This window comes from Ideonella sp. P3_A4 (assembly GCF_056403075.1).
In genome coordinates this window covers 1-1397 of sequence record NZ_JBFUGE010001042.1, presented here as the reverse complement: position 1 = coordinate 1397, position 1397 = coordinate 1, and the positions used below count along the sequence as shown (strand labels likewise).

The 1397-nt window shown below is 65.5% G+C and carries 2 protein-coding genes; both read right to left on the bottom strand.

The window, feature by feature from the left end; all coding sequences use genetic code 11:
* Window positions 1-698, bottom strand: a 698-nt coding sequence (locus AC1DYI_RS35655; RefSeq protein ID WP_477208819.1) for a hypothetical protein, incomplete at its 3' end; no start/stop codon positions are given.
* A 468-nt stretch (window positions 699-1166) separates the two neighbouring features.
* On the bottom strand, window positions 1167-1397 hold a 231-nt coding region (locus AC1DYI_RS35650; protein WP_477208818.1), incomplete at its 5' end, for a hypothetical protein.

Sequence of the window (1397 nt, the reverse complement as noted above, 5' to 3'; positions counted from 1 at the left end):
TGCTTGCTGGGCTCGTGGATGTCGGTCGCTTGTGAGCGCGCGAACAGCGTCGTCGCGCTGCTGCGGGCGACCAGCCAGGTCGACAGCTCGGTCGTGAAGCTGGGCGTGATGAAGTCTTCGGTGATGCCGTTGCTCGGGTCGCGCTGTGCGCGCCAGTCTTTGAACTTGTAGTGGTAGTAGATGCCGTGGCCGGCGCCGAGCACGATGGTGCCGGCGGTCTGCGGACCCTGGCTGGACTTGCCTTGCTTAGGTGCCGGCGGCCGTTCCGCGGGGAAGTAGTCGTAGATGTCGCGCCCGCCGATGCGGAACTGCACAGCTTTGACGGTGCTGCGGTCGCGCAGCCGGTCTTCAGCCGCGGTGGCCAGCTCATTCAGCAGGTCTTCGATTTCGGCGCCGTACGACTTGGGCAGGTACTCGACGCTCAAGTTCAGCGTCAGCACGTCGCCCTTGGTGTTCAAGGACGCACTGACGCTGACATGCTTGCCCTGGCCCTCGATGCGCTTCTGAGCGTCCACCAGGCGTTGGATTTCGCGCGCTATCGTCGATTCGATCTGCGCCCGGGTCATCGGCGCGGCTTGAGCGGCTGTGCTTTCTTGCGCGAGAACCGGCGTGCTCAGGCTCAACAGGGCGGCTGAAGCAGCTGAGACGGCCAGCAGGCCCAGTTTGCCGGCGCGGGAACAGTGTTTCGAACGAACCATGGTCTCCTCCTGTGATGGACACAAACAGGAGGGCAACGGTCCATGCAGCGAGCGCCCGGAACGGACAGCCGCCGACAGAAGTGATCGCCGAACATGCCTCCCTGCGATCAACCGTTCGGCCGGGCTGATGGCGAGGCAGTCTGGGCATGTGCGGAGTTAGCGTCAACGCCGAAATTGCGCCGACTTGAAACAGGCGGGGTTTCGCGGGGGGCTGTAGGGAGATGTCCGCATGCGGATGGCCGCACGCAGATGTCCGCATGCAGAGGTCGCGGCGGCAGGGCGACGGCGGTGCCCTGGTGCTACGGGCGCTCGCGGGCGACTGTCGAGGTGCGCGTGGTTCGGTGCCATGGGCACCGTGGTGCCGTGCTGTCGTTGGGGCGACCGCGAATGAGCCCTCCGCCCCAGGACACCACCGTCACCCTGCGGGCACGGTGGTTGGCCTGCGCGCTTGGGGCGTTGCGCTGTGCCTCAGCGGCCTTGTTCGCGGCCGGCTCTGGTGGCGAGCAGGAAGTTGCGTTGAACGTCACTCTTGCGAGCGAGCTGGAACTGCTCGACAAATGCTTCGGCCTTGTCGAGCTGCTCGCCACGCTGCAGACGGGTCGAATGGGCTCTATCCAGCGGCGTGTGATCGCCGCAGCGGGCACATGCCAGGGCATCCTTGGACAGGAAGGGAATGGTGCGCATACCGAAGAAGGTCAC